Raw genomic sequence first — 1626 nt, forward strand, 5'->3', positions numbered from 1 at the left:
AGAAAGACAACTATATTAAAGTCAAGTAGTAAATTGTGAAAAAGTATGAAATATAAAATACTTGAAAATATAGTATTCGATCTTTGAAATTGTGAATGTAAATATGTTGAAAAGAACTATAGTTAAAAATAGCACATTTCAATAAAATGTGGTTTGTTAAAAGTTTTGACTATTTGAGTGAATTTATATCGAAAGATAGATTGTTTGTTTCGAGATGATAAATAATCCTCAAAAGTTTTCTTACACAATGACCTAAAGCACAGAGGTGCCCTTTACCTTGATTTCGTTTTAAATGATAGTAATTATTGAATGCAGGGTTATGACGAATTACAGGAATAATGACTCTATAAAGTGTTGTTCTTAGATATTTGGAACCTTTCTTGGTTATGGCTGTTTTATCAGCTGAAAATTTGCCAGATTCACTTATATAAGGATTTACACCTGCAAATTTAATTACTTTTCCTGCATTTGAGTATTTACTTATATCACCAAGTTCAGCTAAAATAGAAGTACCAGTAATAATTGATATTCCTGGTATTGATGTGATAGAAGAAGCTTGTGTGATGGCGAGTTCTTCTATTTTTTTATCTAATTCTTCAATTTGAGAGTTGATTAAATCAATACTGGAAATAACCGATTGAATGATAAAAGAAATAGAAACATCATGAATGCCAACAGAATTAGAAGCTAATTCTTTTAATTCTTCCGCACTAAAGGAGTTACAATATTTAAAACATTTTCTTAAAGAACGAATGTCTGTATGAGCAATTGTATAAGCGTCACTATATTTTCTTAAAATGTTTAAATAAGTAATGGTGTATTCGTTATTAAATAATGTATTAAATTCAGGAAAAACAATGTCAATATGTCGTTGAAGAACATTCTTTTTACGATTCATTTCAAGGGTTAGTTGTGTACGATAGCGAGTTAATTCTTTCGCTTCCTTTAATTTCTCATCTTGAATAGAGATGATACGATAGTAGGCTTTGTCTAAAAGCGCTTTCGTAATTAATAGGGCATCTTCTTTATCACTTTTAACGGATTTTAAAGAAGCTTTTCTAAGGCTTTTAGTAGTAATAGGGTTAATAAGAGCTACTTTATAGCCTTCAGCCAATAAACTACTTTCAATGGCGAAGTTATAGTGCCCTGTATCTTCCATACCGATTAAGAGTTCGTTTTTTGAATATTTATTAAGTTCCGTATAGAGTTTTTTAAAACCTTCTTTATTGTTTTTGAAGAAAAAAGGATCACATAAAGATTCGCCAGTAGAAGCCTCCATGATAAAAGCAGCGTGTTCATATTTGGCGATGTCAATGCCAACAAGTTTCATAATTATCAATTCCTTTCTTACGATAGTTTGTGATTGTGAAATTGAATCCACTTCAAAGGTATCAAAAACCTGGTGTGTTTAGAATTCAAAAGACTCATACAACTAATAATAAATGCGATACGAAGAAGTGGTAAGATTCTTTCTAGAAAGTCAGAGCAATAGAGAGTAAGATACAAATCCACATTCACAATTACAAATTTTATCACAACCTGAAGTGATACCAAAAGATTCAGGTAGAAAGGAGAATTGGTATATTAGATTTATTACTCTTTGTATGAGTAACTTCAATATACCAG

At 30.0% G+C, this 1626-nt stretch carries 1 protein-coding gene; it reads right to left on the reverse strand.

Translation table 11 applies throughout. The annotated features are described in order from the left end of the window. Positions 1 to 169: 169 nt before the first annotated feature. Positions 170 to 1330 carry an IS110 family RNA-guided transposase gene (locus GQF29_RS17915; RefSeq protein ID WP_008790901.1) on the reverse strand — a complete coding sequence of 387 codons (1161 nt, stop codon included), beginning with the start codon at positions 1328 to 1330 and terminating at the stop codon, positions 170 to 172. Between the last annotated feature and the right edge of the window lie 296 nt (positions 1331 to 1626).

The sequence above is a fragment of the Coprobacillus cateniformis genome (assembly GCF_009767585.1).
Classification (GTDB): Bacteria; Bacillota_I; Bacilli_A; order Erysipelotrichales; family Coprobacillaceae; genus Coprobacillus; species Coprobacillus cateniformis.

What these genes read in the sequence shown, in the direction of transcription:
- GQF29_RS17915 (WP_008790901.1), bottom strand. Translation starts at nt 1,330, where the DNA reads ATGAAACTTGTTGGCATTGACATCGCCAAATATGAACACGCTGCTTTT.